Source organism: Tsukamurella sp. M9C, from assembly GCF_020169415.1.
In the GTDB taxonomy this organism is placed as follows: domain Bacteria; phylum Actinomycetota; class Actinomycetes; order Mycobacteriales; family Mycobacteriaceae; genus Tsukamurella.
This window is the reverse complement of sequence record NZ_JAIULG010000015.1, coordinates 28,709-45,860: the sequence shown is the minus strand read 5'-3', so window position 1 is coordinate 45,860 and position 17,152 is coordinate 28,709. Positions and strand designations below refer to the sequence as shown.

Annotated in this window: 16 protein-coding genes; 5 read left to right on the top strand and 11 right to left on the bottom strand. The window is 71.1% G+C overall.

Annotation, left to right across the window (positions count from 1 at the left end; translation table 11 throughout):
- Positions 1-6: 6 nt before the first annotated feature.
- The 9 genes from LB823_RS09705 to LB823_RS09665 all read right to left on the bottom strand — a co-directional run bounded on the left by LB823_RS09705 (position 7) and on the right by LB823_RS09665 (position 9,371).
- Positions 7-1,023: a Gfo/Idh/MocA family protein gene (locus LB823_RS09705; protein WP_224646787.1), complete on the bottom strand. Its 1,017-nt coding sequence runs from the start codon at positions 1,021-1,023 to the stop codon at positions 7-9.
- A complete protein-coding gene (gene iolG / locus LB823_RS09700) occupies positions 1,020-2,021 on the bottom strand; it encodes an inositol 2-dehydrogenase (RefSeq protein ID WP_224646785.1) in 1,002 nt (333 codons plus the stop codon). The genes LB823_RS09705 and iolG overlap by 4 nt, the downstream gene beginning before the upstream one ends.
- Complete coding sequence (locus LB823_RS09695; RefSeq protein WP_224646784.1) at positions 2,018-2,968, bottom strand: sugar phosphate isomerase/epimerase; 951 nt, start codon at positions 2,966-2,968, stop codon at positions 2,018-2,020. Before LB823_RS09695 ends, iolG begins: the two co-directional genes overlap by 4 nt.
- A gap of 1 nt (position 2,969) precedes the next feature.
- A complete protein-coding gene (locus LB823_RS09690; RefSeq protein WP_224646782.1) occupies positions 2,970-4,145 on the bottom strand; it encodes a Gfo/Idh/MocA family protein in 1,176 nt (391 codons plus the stop codon).
- A gap of 27 nt (positions 4,146-4,172) precedes the next feature.
- The gene (locus LB823_RS09685) at positions 4,173-5,330 is read right to left on the bottom strand and encodes a Gfo/Idh/MocA family protein (protein ID WP_224646780.1); all 1,158 of its coding nucleotides are present in this window, start codon (positions 5,328-5,330) and stop codon (positions 4,173-4,175) included.
- A 4-nt stretch (positions 5,331-5,334) separates the two neighbouring features.
- Complete coding sequence (locus LB823_RS09680) at positions 5,335-6,147, bottom strand: ATP-binding cassette domain-containing protein (RefSeq protein ID WP_224646779.1); 813 nt, start codon at positions 6,145-6,147, stop codon at positions 5,335-5,337.
- A gap of 4 nt (positions 6,148-6,151) precedes the next feature.
- Positions 6,152-7,210: an ABC transporter permease gene (locus LB823_RS09675; RefSeq protein ID WP_224646778.1), complete on the bottom strand. Its 1,059-nt coding sequence runs from the start codon at positions 7,208-7,210 to the stop codon at positions 6,152-6,154.
- Positions 7,210-8,232 carry a substrate-binding domain-containing protein gene (locus tag LB823_RS09670; protein ID WP_224646777.1) on the bottom strand — a complete coding sequence of 341 codons (1,023 nt, stop codon included), beginning with the start codon at positions 8,230-8,232 and terminating at the stop codon, positions 7,210-7,212. The genes LB823_RS09675 and LB823_RS09670 overlap by 1 nt, the downstream gene beginning before the upstream one ends.
- A 119-nt stretch (positions 8,233-8,351) precedes the next feature.
- Positions 8,352-9,371: a LacI family DNA-binding transcriptional regulator gene (locus LB823_RS09665; protein WP_224646775.1), complete on the bottom strand. Its 1,020-nt coding sequence runs from the start codon at positions 9,369-9,371 to the stop codon at positions 8,352-8,354.
- A gap of 110 nt (positions 9,372-9,481) precedes the next feature.
- On the opposite strand from LB823_RS09665, the gene LB823_RS09660 reads away from it, so the two are divergent.
- Both LB823_RS09660 and LB823_RS09655 read left to right on the top strand, forming a co-directional pair.
- A complete protein-coding gene (locus tag LB823_RS09660) occupies positions 9,482-10,696 on the top strand; it encodes a Gfo/Idh/MocA family protein (RefSeq protein ID WP_224646773.1) in 1,215 nt (404 codons plus the stop codon).
- 35 nt (positions 10,697-10,731) lie between these two features.
- The gene (locus tag LB823_RS09655) at positions 10,732-11,760 is read left to right on the top strand and encodes a sugar phosphate isomerase/epimerase (protein ID WP_224646771.1); all 1,029 of its coding nucleotides are present in this window, start codon (positions 10,732-10,734) and stop codon (positions 11,758-11,760) included.
- Positions 11,761-11,807: 47 nt separating this feature from the next.
- On the opposite strand, the gene LB823_RS09650 is transcribed toward LB823_RS09655, so the two are convergent.
- Positions 11,808-12,983, bottom strand: coding sequence for a Gfo/Idh/MocA family protein (locus LB823_RS09650; RefSeq protein WP_224646770.1), 1,176 nt, complete (start codon positions 12,981-12,983; stop codon positions 11,808-11,810).
- Positions 12,984-13,144: 161 nt separating this feature from the next.
- On the opposite strand from LB823_RS09650, the gene LB823_RS09645 reads away from it, so the two are divergent.
- Positions 13,145-14,599 carry a sugar porter family MFS transporter gene (locus LB823_RS09645; RefSeq protein WP_224646768.1) on the top strand — a complete coding sequence of 485 codons (1,455 nt, stop codon included), beginning with the start codon at positions 13,145-13,147 and terminating at the stop codon, positions 14,597-14,599.
- Positions 14,600-14,627: 28 nt separating this feature from the next.
- Complete coding sequence (locus tag LB823_RS09640) at positions 14,628-14,981, top strand: universal stress protein (RefSeq protein ID WP_224646766.1); 354 nt, start codon at positions 14,628-14,630, stop codon at positions 14,979-14,981.
- 21 nt (positions 14,982-15,002) lie between these two features.
- Here LB823_RS09640 and LB823_RS09635 read toward each other — a convergent pair whose 3' ends face one another.
- Complete coding sequence (locus tag LB823_RS09635; RefSeq protein WP_068521507.1) at positions 15,003-15,776, bottom strand: fumarylacetoacetate hydrolase family protein; 774 nt, start codon at positions 15,774-15,776, stop codon at positions 15,003-15,005.
- Between the two features lie 90 nt (positions 15,777-15,866).
- On the opposite strand from LB823_RS09635, the gene LB823_RS09630 reads away from it, so the two are divergent.
- A complete protein-coding gene (locus tag LB823_RS09630; RefSeq protein WP_224646764.1) occupies positions 15,867-17,096 on the top strand; it encodes an MFS transporter in 1,230 nt (409 codons plus the stop codon).
- Positions 17,097-17,152 lie beyond the last annotated feature (56 nt).

Sequence of the window (17,152 nt, the reverse complement as noted above, 5' to 3'; positions counted from 1 at the left end):
AGGCGGCTACAGGACTATCGTGACGCCCTCCGCGGCGGACCGCCGCGCGGCGGCGAGGGCACGGGCCTGCGCGATCGCGTCGTTCCGGCCGAAGGCCGGCTCCGCCCCGCCGGCGAAGGCGGCGCTCGCCGCCTCGAACTCGATCCGGTAGGCGTCCTCGTTGTCGGGCCCGGGTGGCGTCAGGCCGAAGGCGCCGCCCGGATCCGCCGGCAACCGCTCCGCCCGTTCCCCGCGGATCAGCTCGACGGCGCCGAACCGGCACAGCCACGGATCGTCGACGACGATCCGTCCCTCCGTACCGACGAGCTCGAGCTGGTCGCGCCGGTCCAGGTCCAGTCCGACGTCGATCAGCCCGAGGACGCCGCCCTCCAGTTCGAGGACCGCGGAGGCACGCAGATCGTGGCCCGCGCCGGTACCGGCCGGATCCGCGACCCGCACGGCGCGCACCGTCGCCGGTTCGCCGCCGAACAGCCGCACCGCGCTGACGCAGTACCCGCCGAGGTCCGCCAACGCGCCGCCGCCGAGATCGGTCGTGCGCCGGATGTCGCCGGCGGGGGCGCTCACGCTGAGCGCGGCGCGGACGAGCGCGAGCTCACCGATCGCGCCCTCCGCAAGCAGTCGACGGACCAGCAGCGTCTGCGGGTGCAGCCGCCACATGAAGCCCTCGATCGCGTGCCGCCCCGCGCGCTCCGCGGCGTCGAAGACGGCCGTCGCCTCGTCCGGGTCCAGGGTGAGCGGCTTCTCGCACAGCACGTGCTTCCCCGCCTCCAGCGCCCGGATCGCCCACTCACCGTGGAGCGTGATCGGCAGCGGCACGTAGACCGCGTCGATGCCGCTGTCGGCGAGCAGCTCCTCGTAACTCCCGTACGCGGCGGGCGATCCCACCTCGGCCGCGTAGGCGGCGGCGCGCCCCGTGTCACGACCCGCGACGGCGGCGAGCTCGGCGCCGCCGGCGGCGGCGATCGCGCGGGCGGCGACGCGACCGATCCCCGAGGTGGCGAGTAGGCCCCAACGCACCGTCACGCCCGGACCTCGACCACGGCTCCGGTGCGGAGGGACTCGGCGGCGGCGTCGGCGAGCACCAGGGCCGCGCGGCCGTCGACGAACCCGGGCGATGCCGCGCCGCCGGTCTCCGTCATCGTCACGAAGGCGTCGAGCTCGGCGCGATAGGCCGGGGTGTACCGATCCAGGAAGAAGTTCAGGACCGGCCCCGCGGCGCCGGTGTGAGCCGCGCCCGAGAAGGCCACCGACGTCGCGTGCTGGTTGGCGGCGGTGAGCGAACCCAACGCGCCGAAGGCCTCGAGCCGCTGGTCGTAACCGTAGGCGCAGCGCCGGGAGTTGGTGATGGTCGCCAGCTGCCCGCCGGCGCCGCGCAGCACGACCATGGCGCCGTCGATGTCGCCGGCCGCGCGGATCTCCGCGGAGACCAGGTTCGATCCCAGCGCCGACACCGCCACCACCTCGCCGAGGAAGAACCGGGCGAGATCGAGATCGTGGATCATCATGTCCCGGAACAGCCCGCCCGAAGAGGCGACGTAGTCCGCCGGCGGCGGCGCGGGATCGCGGCTGACGATGGTCAGCTGCTCCAGCGGGCCGATCTCGCCCGCGTCGACGCGACGGCGGACCTCGGCGAAGGAGGAGTCGAACCGGCGGTTGAAGCCGAGCATCACCCTGTCGGTGAGGTCGCCCAGATCGGCGCGGCAGGCGTCGACCCGGGCGATGTCGAGGTCGATGGGCTTCTCACACAGCACGGTCCGTCCCGTTCGCACGGCGCGGGTGAGCAGATCGACGTGCGTCGGCGTCGGCGAGGCGACCACGACGGCGTCCACGTCACGGGCCTCGAGGACCTCCTCGACGTCGGTCGTCCATGCGGCGCCGAAGCGCTCGCCGACCTCCGACGCCGCCGCCTCGATCGGGTCGAAGACCCATGCCAGCTCGGCGCGCTCGCTCACCGCGACCGAATCGGCGTGCACGCGCCCGATCCGGCCGCAACCCAGCACCGCGATCCTGATCCTGCTCATCGCACCTCCTCCAGGTTCTGCGCGGCGCGCAGCGTCTCGACGGCCGGGGCGACGGATTCGCGCTGGCCGAGCGTGTAGTCCTCGTTCTCGATGGACAGCGGGCCGTCGTACCCGGCGTGCCGGAGCGCGGCGATGAACCGCACCCAGAAGTCGACCCCGTCCGGGTGGCCGGTGCCGACCGCGACGTAGTTCCACGCCCGCTCGCCGGTACGCGGATTCGGGACGGTCTCGAGCCGCGAGGCGACCGCCGCCCGGTCCTCGATGCGGGTGTCCTTGGCGTGCACGTGATGGATCGCGCCGTCCAGGGCGCGGATCGCGGCGAGCGGGTCGGCGCCCATCCAGATGAGGTGGCTGGGATCGAAGTTCGCGCCCACCACATCACCCACGGTGGCGCGCAGCCGCAGGAGACCGGGCACGTTGTAGACGAGCTGGTTGGCGTGCATCTCGACGGCGATCCGTACGCCGCGAGCGCGAGCCTCGTCCGCGATCGGCCCCCACCAGCCGATGGCCCGTTCCCACTGGTAATCCAGGAGCTCCAGGTTCTCGGGCGGCCAGACCGTCGTGATCCACGGGGGCACGGTATCGCCCGGATAGCCGGGAAGGCCGGACATGGTGACGACCGTGCCGATCTCGAAATCCTCCGCGAGCCGCAGCGCGCCGCGCAGGACCGCGGCGTCGCGCTCCCCGTGCCGGGGATGGAGCGGATTCCCGGCGGCGTTGAAGGCCTCGAGCCGCAGCCCGCGCGATCCGATGTCCCGGGCCAGCGCGGCCCGGGCGGCACCGTCGTCCAGCAGTTCCGCCAGATCGGCGTGCGGGGCGGGCGACCACCCGCCGTGCACACCGCCCAGGCCGATCTCGACGGTCTCGACGCCGAGGTCCACGGCCGTGTCGAGGGCCTCGGCGCGGGTGAGCTCGGAGAGGCTGTCGGTGAGCAGTCCGATCTGCACGTCAGCCCTCGATCCCGGACGCCGCAGGCACCGTCAGACCGAACAGCCCACGACGACGGACGAAGGAGTCGTCGGGCACGCCGATCTCCGCGAGACCGGCGACCCCGGAGGTGAACAGAGCGCCGTCGAGTGGGAGCGGCACTGTCGCGCCGAGGGCGCCCGACGCGTACGCGGCCACGGTGATCTCGAGGATGTGCCGGGCCGTCGCGGCATCGACGGCGGGCGCACGGCCGCCGCCGATCGCATCGGCGAAGTCGAGCACCGTGTCGCGCATCGACGCGGCGATGAGGGACTCCAGTTCGGCGCCCGCCGGGAGGTCGACGGTGCGCGTCCCGGACTCCGTGGTGACGGTGAGGGATTCGAACGGCGCCCACGGCATCGTCCCGTCCGCGCGGTAGTGCGCGACGGCGCGGCCCCGGTCCCCCTCGACCGCGACACCGCCCTGGCCCATGCCCCACGCGATGTTCACCATCGCGACGCGGCGGCCGGCCTCGAGGCGGCACAATGCGATTCCGTCGACGGCGTCGCCGTCGCTCGCGCTGTCCACGAACGCGGAGACCCGCTCCGCGCGGGCGCCGAGGAGGGCCTCGGCGAGATACACCCCGTGCAGCATGTCGACCAGGACGCCCCCGCCCGCCTGCGCGGGATCGTGCCGCCACGTGGGCCGATAGCCCGCCGCGCCCGGCAGGTCCAGGACACCCAGCATGTCGACGCGCGCCGTGCGGATCTCGCCGAGCTCGCCCGAGTCGATGATCGCCGTGAGCGCCACCACCTCCGGGAAGAACAGGTAGTTGGCGACCACGGCGAGGACGGTTCCCGCCTCCTCGGCCGCGACGCGCATGGCCTCGGCGTCCGCGGGGACGGCGGCGATCGGCTTCTCGCACAGCACGTGCTTGCCGGCGCGGGCCGCGGCGATCGCGACGTCGCGATGCAGGTGCTGCGGGGTGCACAAGTCGAGCGCGTCGACGTCGTCGCGCGCCAGCAGGTCGGCAACGTCCGCATGTACCTGCTCCGGCGTGAGCCCGGCCGCGACGCGCCCCAGCTCGAGCCGTTCCGGTGTCGGATCGGCGATGCCGACGATGCGGAACCGGTCGTCCGCGGCGAGGTAGGCGGGGATGTGGAAACCCAGGGCGATGTTGCCGCAGCCCACGAGGGCCACGCGGATCGGCTCGGTCATGCGGTGCTCGATTCGGGTCGGTGGTGGTCAGGTGTCGACGGAGACGGGGCGACCGGCCTCGTCGGACCGGACGGCGGCCTCGACGACGGCGAGGGTGCGGACGCCGTCGGCGACGTCGGGGAGATCAACCAGGTACGGAACGGGGTCCTCGCCCAACGCATCGGCGAGCAGCGCACGAGCGAAGTCGCGGTAGAGGTTCGCGAAGGCGAGGGCGTACCCGTCGGGGTGGCCGGCGGTGAACCGGGACGCGGCGATCGCTGCCGGTGTCGCCGCGGGTCCGGCCTTGGTGAGCAGACGATCGGGCTCGCCGTCCGCACGCCACCACAGCGTCTCCGGGGTGTCGTGGTCCCAGGCCACGCTGCCGCGGTCGCCGTAGACGGTGACCGCGAGGCCGTGCGTGGCCCCGGCGGCCTGGGACGTGCTCCAGCAGCGGCCGCGGGCACCGCCCTCGAATCCGAGGCCGAGGTAGGCGTTGTCGAAGGCCACGTGCTCGGGGGCGACCCGTGCGAGGTCCGCGGCGACCGTCGTGATCCGCCTGCCGCCGACGAACTCCGCGAGGTGCAGCGCGTGCGTGCCGAGATCGGCGATCAGCGCGGTCACGCCGCCCTCCGTGCCGTCCACGCGCCACGAGCCGGGCGGTGTGTTCGCCGCGTACATCCCGCCCGCGAACCTGCTCTCGACCAGGGTGATCCGCCCGAGGTCGCCCCGGGCGACCATCTCCCGCGCCTGGCGCACCATGGGATAGCCGCTGTAACAGTGGGTCAGCATGAGCCGCCGGCCCGATCCGGCCACCGCCGCCGCGACCCGGCGGGCGTCGGCGGCGGTATCGGTGAGCGGCTTCTCGCAGATCACGTGGAAACCGGCTGCGAGGAGGTCGCAGGCGATCTCGGCGTGGCTCGACGGCCGGGTCGCGACGATCACCGCGTCGACGGGGTCCGCCCGCGCGGACTCCCCAGCGATGAGCGCGCGGTGATCCGCGTAGGTGCGGTCCGGTGGCACGAGCCACGACCGCCCGGTGGCCGCGTTCGTCGCCGGCGTGCGGGAGAAGGCTCCCGCCACGAGGTCCCACAGACCGTCGGTGCGGAGCGCGATGGCGTGGGTCTCGCCGATGTAGCTGCCGATCCCACCGCCGACCATCGCGACCCGCAGCCGGCGCCGGAAGCGTTCGAGGAGCGTCGCCGCCACCGGATCACCTGCGCAGTTCGTGGCTGAGGGTCTCGAGCTCGTCGCCGCCCGCCATCTGCGAGGTCAGCTCCTCCAGGCTGATCTCGTCGTACGTGCAGTCCAGCTTCTGCCGGCCGCGATTGAGCAGCACGAAGTGATCGCCGACCATGTACGCGTGGTGCGGGTTGTGCGTGATGAAGACGACGCCGAAGCCCTGGTCCCGGGCCGCGGTGATGTACCGCAGCACCATGCCGGACTGCTTGACGCCCAGCGCGGCCGTCGGCTCGTCGAGGATCAGCACGCGCGCCCCGAAGTAGATCGCCCGGGCGATCGCGACGCACTGCCGCTGGCCGCCCGACAACGAGCTGATCGGGGCGTCCACGTCCGGGAGGTCGATGCCCATCTTGAACAGCTCCTCCTTCGTCGTGGCGCGCATGGTCTGCACGTCGAGGCTCTTGAGGAAGCCCGAGCGCAGCTCCTGCCCGAGGAAGAAGTTGCGCCACACCGGCATCAGCCCCACGACCGCGAGGTCCTGGTAGACGGTGGCGACGCCCTTCTCGAGCGCGTCCTTGGGCGAGTCGAGGGTGGTGACCTCGCCGTCGACGAGGACCTCGCCCTCGCTGGGCTTGTGCAGCCCCGCCATCGTCTTGATCAGCGTCGACTTGCCCGCGCCGTTGTCGCCGAGCACGCAGGTGACCTCGCCGGGGAACACGCGGAGGTTGATCCCCTGGAGCGCGATGATGTTGCCGTACTGCTTGCCGACGTCCTTGAACTCGATCAGCGCGACCTTGTCGTCGCCGGTGTCGGGCGTCTCGGCCTGAATATCGTCCGTGGTCATCGGGTCACCTCTTCGCGGCGAAGTTGCGGAATGCGTTGTTGGCGATCACGGCGAACAGCAGCATGATGCCGAGGAAGAACTTGAACCAGTCGGGGTTCCAGCCGGCGTAGACGATGCACTGGTTGACCATGCCGAAGATGAAGGCGCCGATCATGGCCCCGACCGCGGTGCCGTAGCCGCCCGTGAGGAGGCAGCCGCCGATGACGGCGCCGATGATGTACAGGAACTCGTTGCCGACGCCTTGCCCGGACTGGACGGTGTCGTAGGCGTACAGCAGGTGCTGGCCGACGAACCAGGCGCAGAAGGCCACGAACATGAACAGGCCGATCTTGACCTTGGTGACCGGGACGCCCACGGCGCGTGCTGAATCCTGGTTGCCGCCGACGGCGAAGATCCAGTTGCCGACGCGGGTGCGCATGAGGACGTACGTGGCGACCGCGGTGAACAGGATCCACCACAGGACCGTCACCTTGAGGCCGACGCCGAAGATGTGGATCGTCGAGGAGAAGACGGCCTGCGCCGACGGGAAGCCCTCCATGTCCGCGATCGTGGGGGTGGCGACCTGACCGGTGACCATCTTGGTGACCGCGAGGTTGATGCCGGTGAGCATGAGGAACGTGGCCAGCGTGATGAGGAAGCTGGGGATCTTGGTGCGCATCACCATGTAGCCGTTGAAGGCGCCCACCACGAGCGACAGCCCCAGGGCGAGCAGGGATCCCACCCACGTGTTCAGGTGCAGGTTGTAGGCGAGCATCGACGCCGCGAGCGACGAGAAGGTCACGGCCACACCGGTCGACAGGTCGAACTCGCCGCCGATCATGAGCACGGCGACGCCGCAGGCCATGATGCCGATCGTAGAGCTGGCGTACAGCACGGTGGCGAAGGCCTCCGGGCTGCGGAAGGGCGGCGCCACGATCAGGAAGAAGATCAGGATCGCGATCGCGCCGATCAACGCACCCATCTCGGGGCGCAGGATCAACCGCTGCAGGGGCTTCTGCTTCTTGACCCGCTCGTCGGTGACGGGCGTGTGCGTACTCAGGTCGAGGGCCTCGTCGGTGGTCATCAGCGGGTCCCGCCCTTGGCGAGCTCGGCGACCTTGTCGACGTTGGTCTTGTCGATGAACGCCGGACCGGTGAACACGGCCTGGCCGCCGCCGATGGTGTTGCCGTTGATGATCTGCAGCCAGAGCGAGTCGATGGCGAGGTAGCCCTGGAGGTAAGGCTGCTGGTCGACGGCCCACGCGACCTTCCCGTTCTGGATCGCGCCGACCAGTGCCGCGTTGGTGTCGAAGGTGACGATGCGGGGTTTGCTCGCGGAGCCCTCCAGGGCCTTGCTCGCCGTCAGCGCGAACGGCGCACCCAGAGCCACGACGGTGTCGATGCTCGGATCCTGCTGCAGCTTGGCGTTGACCTTGGACTGCACATCGGTCATGTCCTCGCCGTTGACGTTGAGGTTCTCGACGGTGCCGCCCGCAAGGCCGGTCCGGACCCCCGCGCATCGCGACTCGAGCTGGACCTGGCCCTGCTGCTGGATGATGCAGATGGCCTTCTTCGCGCCCTCCTTGGAGAGGCGCTCGCCCACCGCGACGCCCGCGGTGGTCTCGTCCTGGCCGAAGTACTGCTGGATCCCCATGCGCGCGTAGTCGTTGTAGCCGGCGTTGAACGCGGAGACCGGGATCCCCGCCTTCTGCGCGTTCTGCACCACGGCCTGGAAGGCATTGGGTGTGGACAGCGTGAGCGCGATCCCGTCGACCTTGCTGTCGATCGCGGCCTGCACCAGGTTCGCCTGGTTGGGCGCCTGCGGGTCGTTGGAGTACCGGAGGGTGACGTTGTCCTTCTTCGCCGCCATCTCCGCGCCCTTGCGGATGAGATCCCAGAAGGTGTCGCCGGGCTGCTGGTGCGTGACCATGGCGATGGTCAGGCGCTTCGTGCCCGCCGAGCCGACGCCGGCACCACCGTCCCCGGTGTCGCGCGGAGCGCCGCCCGTGCTCGAGCAACCCACCACCGTGATGAGCGCCGCCGTGCCGGCCGCGGTCGCGGCGAGCAGGGTACGGAGCCTTCGCGGCCGCTGCGTGGTCTTCTTCATGCTGTGTCCCTTCGACCTCACCGAGTGAGACGACCCACTCGCTGAGCTGAATGTAGTACAGATCACAGCGCTTGCCTAGTGTTTGTTCAGACATACGCACATTGCCGCGATCTTGTGGCTCAACTGGGTGCTCCCGTGGTCCCCCGGACGACCAGTCGCGGTGCGAGAACATCCCTCTCGCTGTCGCGCGCCGACGACGATGCGCCGCCGTCCGCCCCCATCCGGTCGCGCAGGAGCGCACCCGCCCGGTTCCCCACGTCGAAGCTGCGGTCGTCGACCGTCGTCAGCCCCACCAACCGGGTCGACGCCAGCGAGGTGTCGTCGTAGCCGACGACGGAGAGATCGCGCGGAACGTCCCGCCCGTGTTCGCGCGCCGCTCCGAGCACGCCGACGGCCATCACGTCGTTCGCCGCGAACACCGCGGTGACCCCGGGATCGGCGGCGAACAGCTCGGCGGCGGCGCGGAACCCGGCCTCGTCCGACGCCTCGCCGCGCCAGGAGGCGTCCACCACGGTCGCGCCGAGGCGCGAGGCCTCGACGGAGAACGCCGCGCGCCGCACCTCACCCGCGCCGCCGCCGGCGCACACCTGACCGAGGGTGCGATGCCCCAGTTCGACGAGGTGCCGGGCGGCGAGGCGCGCCCCCTCGGCGTCGTCGTTGGCGACCGCGTCGAACCGCGCGTCGTGCGCCGCCCGCGTGCCCGCGACCACGACCGGCGGCAGCGCGGCACCGTCTCGGGCCAGCAGCGATTGCGGTGGATCCATGCCGAGCACGAGCCCGTCGACCCGCATGGCGAGCATGGACTCGACCGGATCCTCAGCCTGATCCGCGGTCGCGACGTCCACGACCGCCAGCCGGTAGCCGGCCGGGCCGAGCGCGGCGTGCAGGCCGCGCACGAGGTCGACGAACCACAGGTTCGTGTAGTCGTCGATCAGCACCCCGACGGTGCGCGTGCGCCGCGCGGCGAGGTTCGCCGCCGCCCGGCTGGGGCGGTACCCGAGGTCCGCGATCGCCTCCTCCACCGCCCGGCGAGACGCCTCGCCGACCCGCGGGGATCCCTGCAGGACCAGTGATACCAGGGATTTCGACACCCCCGCCCGCCTCGCGACGTCGTAGATCGTCGGTCGCTTACCTTCCATGCGCCACCCTCTTGACAGGACATACGAACATTGCTCATGCTTGTTGGAGCGCTCCAATTCATATCGACACTAGGTCGAGATGGAGCGCACAGCAACCTGAAGGAGGGAACATGAGCGGGAACAGCATCGGCGTCGCCGTGATCGGCGCCGGCATGGCGGGCAAGGCGCACGCCGCGGGCTATCGAGCCGCCACCGCCGTCTACGGCCCCGGACTGCCGGACGTGCGGCTGGTCTCCATCGCCGACGCGTACGAGCCGCTGGCGCACGACACCGCTCGCCGGTTCGGCTTCGTGCGGCACGACACCTCCTGGCAGGCGATCGTCGCCGCCGCCGACATCGACGTGGTGAGCGTCGTCGTGGCCAACGCGCTGCACCGCGAGATCGTCGAATCCCTTCTGGCCGCGGGCAAGCACGTGATCTGCGAGAAGCCGCTGTCCGACACCATCGACGACGCGCGCGCCATGGTGTCCGCCGCGGACACGGCGGCCGAGCGCGGCGTCCTGGGCCGGATCGGCCTCACCTACCTCCGCTCCCCCGGGATCGCCCTGCTCGGCGACCTGGTGCGCAGCGGCCGCCTCGGCCGGCTCATCAACTTCGACGGCGCGTACTGGACCGACTACGCCTGCGACCCCGACGGTCCCATCAGTTGGCGCTTCAAGGGCCCCGCGGGTTCGGGCGCGCTCGCCGACGTCGGCAGCCACCTCACCTACATCGCCGAGCTCTTCGGCGGCCCCGTCGCCACCGTGCGCGGCGCGACGCTGCACACCGCGTTCCCGACGCGGCCGAAGCCGTTGGGCCGCGTGATCGGTCACGAGCACGGCGCCGTCAGCGACGAGCGCGACACCGTCGAGAACGACGACGTGGCGGGCTTCTTCGTCGAATTCGCCGGCGGCGGGACCGGGGCGCTGCAGGTCTCCCGCGTCGCCGCGGGGCACCCCAACACCCTGAAGTTCGAGGTCTTCTGCGAGCGCGGATCGGCGGCGTTCGACTTCCGCAACCCGGGCCGGGTCCAGGTCCTGTTCACCGACGAGGGCCATGCGCTCGGCGGCCCGCGCACGGTGACGCTCGGCCCCGACCACCCGTACTGGCGAGGCGGCCTCGCGATGGACGCGCCCGGCGTGGGGATCGGCCAGAACGACGGCTTCGTCTTCCAGGCCCGCGCGATGCTCGAGGAGGTCGCGGGCCTACCTGTGGACGAATCGCTGCCGCGGAACGCCGACTTCGTCGACGGGCTGCACAACATGGAACTCATCGACGCCGTCGCCCGATCCGCCGTGGCGGGTGGCACGCCGGTCGACGTGCCGTCCCTCCTCCCCCAGTCCTGATCACCCCAGTCCCGACCAACTCCGACGGAGCCTCCATGAAACTCGGTCTGTACAACGCCATCTACCACGACCGCCCCCTGCCCGACGCGCTCCGCGCCATCGCCGCGGTGGGCCTCACCGGAATCGAGCTCAACACCGGTGGCTTCCTGCCGCCGGTGCACGTGCCGAACATCGCCGACATACTCGTCAGCGACACGGCCCGCGACGACTACCTCGGGATCTTCGAAGGCACCGGCGTCGCCATCGCCGGCCTCAACTGCAACGGCAACCCGCTGCATCCGAACCGCGCGATCGGCGGCAAGCACGCCGACGACGTCCGCCGCTCGATCCGGCTCGCGGCCCGCCTGGGCCAGGACCGCGTCGTCACCATGTCGGGCCTGCCCGGCGGTGACCCCGGTGCACTGCACCAGAACTGGGTGGTCAACGCCTGGAACTCCGCCGCGCTCGACGTCCTGGACCACCAGTGGGAGATCGCCACCGACTTCTGGCGCGAGACCGACCGCATCGCCCGCGACCACGGCGTCAAGGTCGCGCTCGAGCTGCACCCGCAGAACATCGTCTTCAACAGCGCGACCGTGCACGAGCTGGTCGAGCGCACCGGCTCGACACACCTCGGCGTGGAGCTCGACGCCTCGCACCTGTTCTGGCAGCAGATGGACCCGGTGGCGGTGGTCCGGCACCTCGGCGACCTGGTGGTGCACGCCGCAGCCAAGGACGTCCGCATCAACCCGGAGTACGCGGCGCTGAACGGGGTTCTGGACAACTCGTTCCGCCGCCTGGGCCCCGACGAGGCCCGCACCAACCTCGGCGGCGACGAGTGGGCCAACGAGTGGCCGACGGAGTCCGCCTGGGACTTCGTCGCGCTGGGCAAGGGCCACGACGTCGCGTACTGGACCGAGTTCCTGCGCGCCCTGCACGACGTGGATCCCGACATGCTCGTCAACATCGAGCACGAGGACACCGAGCTGGGACGGGAGGAGGGCGTCGCCGTCGCGGCGGAGGTCCTGCTCGCCGCCGACGCGGCCCTGACCGAGTCCTTGCTCGCGGAGTCCGCGAACGCATGACGGACGACGGTGCCGGCGGTCCGCCGGCACCGTCTCCCCGCGCGGGTTCACGCGAGCGTCACCCAGCGCCCCTCGTCGACCGAACGGGTCATGGCGTCCAGCGCTCGGGCGCTGCGCACGGCGTCCAGGGCCGTCGCACCCTCCGGGACGCCGGTGACGATGGAACGCAGGAAGTGCTGGGCCTCGATCACCTTGAGGTCGTCGTAGCCCATGGGATTCGCCGCGCCGGGCTGGAAGGCGGCGTAGTCGCCGCTGCCGGGCCCGACGTGCACCGTCGAAACCGGCTGGTCCTGGAAGGAATCGCCGAGCGACGCCTCGAGTTCGCCCATGCGCCGGTAGTCCCAGCGCACCATGCCGGACGTGCCGTGGATCTCGAAGCCGTAGGAGTTCTGCTCCCCCACCGCGACCCGGCTCGCCTCGAGAACGCAGCGCGCCCCGGACGTCAGGCGCAGCTGCGCCGACAGGTAGTCCTCGTTCTCGACGGGGCCCCGCACGCCCGAGGTGGCGAGCTGGTGTCCCGACGTGGCACCCGTCGGCTCCGACCGCTCGGGGATGAAGATCGCGGTGTCGGCGACCAGCGCGTCGATGTCGCCGAGCAGGTAGGAGACCAGGTCCACGCCGTGCGAGCCGAGGTCGCCGAGGACGCCGTTGCCGCCGCGGTCCCGCTGGTAGCGCCACGTGAGGGCACCGTCGGGATGGGCGGCGTAGTCGCTGAACAACCGGAACCGCGCGTGCGTGACGGTACCGAGCCGGCCGTCGGCGACCATGGCCCGGGCCGCCTGCACCGCGGGGGCGTTGCGGTAGTTGAAGCCGACGGCGGTGCGGCGATCATTGCGAGCGGCGGCCTCCGCGACCGCGGCCGCGTCGGCCTCGGTCAGGCCCACGGGCTTCTCGATCCACAGATGCTTGCCGGCGTCGAGCACCGCGACGCCGATCTCGCGGTGGAGGAAGTTGGGCACCGTCACCGAGACGGCGTCGATCGACGGATCGCCGAGGACGTCGCGCCAGTCGGTGTACGCGGAGGCCGCCCCGAACCGGGCGGCGAAGGTCTCCGCGCGCCCGGGGACGTCGTCCGCCACCGCGGCCAGGACGGGCACCGCGACGCCGTCCGGGTAGTGGTGCGGCACACGGGCGTACGCCTGGGCGTGCACCCGGCCCATCCAGCCCATGCCGATCACGGCCACCCGCACCGGGGTCGGATCCTGCTGCGTACCGTCGTGCATCGTGTGCCACCTCCGTCGTTTCCAGCCGTGCGAACGGTTTCAGGATGCCACACGCTCGATAGTCATGTCATGACATTCTTTCAATCTCGTCGAACGACTTGTCAAACACGCTCGAGGTCTGCTGTGATGTTCCTCACGCGGACAGCGGGAAGGACTCCAGAATGACGGACGGACGCACCAGCACGCCGGAGGGCCGAACAGCCCTGCCGGCCCTCAGACCCGGCCCCCACCAGCGGCGGATGGACCTGGTCGCGGTCGTCGCGACCTTCGGCGGGCTGCTCTTCGGCTACGACACCGGCGTGCTCAACGGCGCGCTGGAGCCGATGAAGCACGACCTGGGGCTGACCACGACGACCGAGGGCCTGGTGGTCAGCACCCTGCTCATCGGGGCCGCCGTCGGGGCGCTGGTCTGCGGCCGGCTCGCCGACGCCATCGGGCGCAGGAAGACCATGATCATCCTCGCGGTGGTCTTCTTCGTCGGCACGCTCGGCGCCGTCTTCGCGAACGACCTGGCGGTGATGCTGCCGGCCCGGTTCGTCCTCGGCCTCGCGGTCGGCGGCGCCTCGGTCGTCGTCCCCGTCTACCTGTCGGAACTGGCGCCCACGGAGCGACGCGGCACCCTCGGCGGCCGCAACGAGCTGGCCATCGTGATCGGCCAGCTGCTGGCCTTCGTGATCAACGCGATCATCGCCCGCGTGTGGCCCCCGCTCACCGACGCCAACCCCGACGGACATCCCGGGGTGTGGCGGATCATGCTCGCGGTGTGCGCCGTGCCCGCCGTCTTCCTGTTCCTCGGCATGCTGCGGATGCCGGAATCGCCCCGCTGGTACATCTCGAAGGGCCGCGACGACGAGGCGCTCGCCGTGCTCATGCAGGTCCGCACCGAGGACCGCGCGCGGGCCGAGATGGCGGAGGTCGAGGAGCTCGCCCGCGAGGAGGAGGCCGCGCAGACCGGCGGCTGGGCCGACCTGGCGATCCCGTGGGTCCGCCGCATCATGCTCGCCGCCGTGATCCTCGCGATCGCCCAGCAGCTCACCGGCATCAACTCGGTGATGTACTACGGGACCGAGATGCTCAAGACCGCCGGCTTCAGCGACAGCGCGGCGCCGATCGCGAACATCTTCATGGGCGTCTCCGCGGTCGTCGGCAGCGCGGTCTGCCTGTTCTTCCTCATCGACCGCGTCCCCCGTCGCACGCTCATCATCGCGGGCATGATCGGCGTGACCGTCTGCCACGGCCTCACCGTGCTGTCGGCGCTGATCCTGCCCGAGGGCAAGGTGCAGGCCTACGCCGTCCTGATCTTCGTCGCCCTGTTCGTGCTCGCCATGCAGACCGCGCTCAACGTGCCCGTGTGGGTGTGCCTGTCCGAGCTCTTCCCGCTGCGGCTGCGCGGTTTCGGCATGGGGCTGTCGGTGCTGGTCCTGTGGCTGACGAACGCCCTCGTCGGGCAACTCTTCCCCACCCTGATCAAGGTCGGTGGCATCGTCGGTACGTACGGCACGTTCTTCGTGGTGTGCGCCCTCTTCGGCGTCCTGATCTACAAGACCCTGCCCAACACCAGCGGCCGCTCACTGGAGGACTTGGAGGAGTCCTTCTCCCGCGGCGACTTCCGCTGACCGGATCGTTCTCGACACGAGGAGCATCATGACCATCATCGTCGCGGTCCCCGGCACCACCGAAGGCCCCGTCGCCCTGCGCGCCGGCATCGAGGAGGCGAGGTCCCTCGGCACCGATCTCGTGGCCGTCAACCTCGGCATCGCCAAGCTCGACGTCTCGGACGTCGACGGGGACGTCGCCATCACCGTCGTGGAGCGGACGGGGCGCGGCGACCGCGACCCCGTCGACGCCGTGCTCGACGAGATCGACGAGCGCGGCGCGACCCGCCTCGTGATCGCGGTCCGCCGCCGATCGCTGGTGAGCAAGGCTGTTCTCGGCAGCGTCAGTCAGCGGCTGATCCTGAACTCGCCGATCCCCGTGCTCGCCGTCAAGGCCGACTGAGTCAAGGCCGACTGAACGGCGTCAGCGGTCCTCGGCGAGGCTGGTCAGCGTGCCGATGCCCTCGACGGTGACGGCGACGTGCTGGCCGGCGGTGATGGGGCCGACGCCCTCCGGGGTCCCGGTGAGGATGACGTCGCCCGGCAGCAGAGTCATCACGGACGAGATCCACTCGACGATGTCGCCGATGGAGTGGATCATCAGCGACGTGCGCGAGTCCTGCTTGATCTGGCCGTCGAGCTCGGTGTAGATCCGCGCGTCCGACGGGTCGAACTCCGTCTCGATCCACGGGCCGAGCGGGCAGAAGGTGTCGTAGCCCTTACCGCGGGTCCACTGGCCGTCGTGGCGTTGCTGATCGCGGGCGGTCACGTCGTTCGCCACGGTGTAGCCGAGGATGACGTCCTTCGCGCGGGCGGCGGGGACGTCGCGGCAGGGCTGGCCGATGACCACGGCCAACTCGCCCTCGTAGTCCACCTGCTCGGAGCTGCGCGGCAGCTTGATCGGCGCCAGCGGGCCGATGATCGACGTGTTGGGCTTGATGAAGATCACGGGATCCTTGGGCGCCTCGCCGCCCATCTCCGCCGCGTGCGCCGCGTAGTTCTTGCCGATGCAGACCACCTTGCTGGCGAGGATCGGCGCCAGCAGGCGCACGTCGTCGAGCGCCCAACTGCGGCCGGTGAACTCCGGTGTGCCGAAAGGGTGCTCGGAGATCTCGCGGGCCCGGGCACCGTCCTCCGGGTCACCCTCGATGGCCGCGAACGCGACCCCGTCACTGCTGGCGATTCGTGCAAGGCGCATGTCGCGAGCCTACCGTTCGACTCCGATACTTCGATCCACTAGGCTTCGTCTCAAATAGTAAGCATGTCGTCTCACTAGTTGGGAGTAGCGATGGAGATGTCCGCCGCCCGCCGCTGGTGGATCCTGGTGGTCTCGATGACCGCCGCGATCACCACCACCGCCGCCGTGAACTGCACCGCGTTCCTCCTCCCCCAGCTCATCCAGGGCGGCCTGAGCCCGCAGCGCGCCGGGCTGTTCGCGGCCGCCGCGCCCGCCGGCCTGCTGCTCACCACGATCCTGTGGGGCGTCATGATCGACCGCTACGGCGAGCGCCGCGTCCTGCTGATCAGCATGGCCGGAGCCGTGGTCGGCCTGGCGGCGGCCGTCGCGGCGTTCGCGGCGCACGCCCCGTTGTACGTCGCGGCCGTCGCGCTCTTCGGCGCCTCCGCCATGGCGGCGAGCGGCAACGGAGCGAGCGGCCGCATCGTCGTCGGCTGGTTCCCGGCGTCCAGCCGAGGCACCGCCATGGGGATCCGGCAGACCTCGCAGCCCCTGGGCATCGCGCTGCTGTCGCTGACGATGCCACTGCTGGCGAGCCGTGCCGGAATCACCGCCGCGATGCTCGTCCCGCTCGTCATCGCGGTGGTCTCCGTGGTGCTGGTGTGGGCGTTCATCGTCGATCCGCCCCGGCCCGAGACCGGCCCCGCGGCCGCGGACGCCCGGTCGAACCCCTACCGCGAGGACTCCTTCCTCGTCCGCATCCACGCGGTCTCGCTGCTACTGGTGCTGCCGCAGGGCGCGATCTGGACCTGGGGCATCACGTGGCTGATCGTCGGCCTGCACTGGGCGCCGGCGACCGCGGGTCTCCTGATCTCCGCGAGCCAGCTGCTCGGTGCGGGCGGGCGGATCCTGGCGGGCGCGTGGTCGGACCGGCTGGGCTCGCGGACCGCGCCGATCAAGTGGATCGCCCTCGCCGCCGCGGCGTCGATGGCCGGGCTCGGCGCGCTCGCCGCGATCGGCTCGCCCGTCGCGGTCGTCGTCCTGCTCGTCGCCTCGGTGGTCACCGTCGCCGACAACGGCCTCGCCTTCACCGCGATCGCCGAGAAGGCGGGACCGTTCTACAGCGGGCGCGCCCTCGGGATCCAGAACACCGGGCAGTTCGTCGCCACGACCGCGGCCGGGCCGATCCTGGGCGCCCTCATCCACGCGACGAGCTTCGGCGCCGCCTTCGCCCTCGTGGCCCTGGCCCCTCTGCTCGCCTACCCGCTCGTCCCCTCCGACGCGAAGCGCGCGGACCAGCCGGAGAGTGCGGACGCGGCACCGTCGCTACCCCTGAAATGACTTAACAGCGTTAGCCCAGGGCGCTTCCTGGGGGAACGCCTGCTGCTAACGCTGTT